At 58.2% G+C, this 201-nt stretch carries 1 pseudogene; it reads left to right on the plus strand.

Going from position 1 to position 201, the window contains the following annotated elements:
* Positions 1-201 (plus strand): annotated as a pseudogene (locus FDX22_RS15950) (GntR family transcriptional regulator); the annotation flags it as partial.

The raw sequence follows: 201 nt of genomic DNA on the forward strand, positions 1-201 counted from the left end.
AATCCGTCGCCCCCGGTCTGCGCGTCGGTTGGGTGGTTCCCGGTCGCTATTACAACAAACTGCTGCACATGAAGTACGCCGTCATTGGCACCAACGTTCCTGCCACGCAACTGGCGGCCGCCACCTTCGTGCGCGAGGGGCATTACCATCGTCATATCCGACGCATGCGCCAGATTTATCAGCGCAATATGGAGATCTACA

The organism is Citrobacter sp. TBCS-14 (genome assembly GCF_005280805.1).
Lineage (GTDB): Bacteria > Pseudomonadota > Gammaproteobacteria > Enterobacterales > Enterobacteriaceae > Citrobacter > Citrobacter gillenii.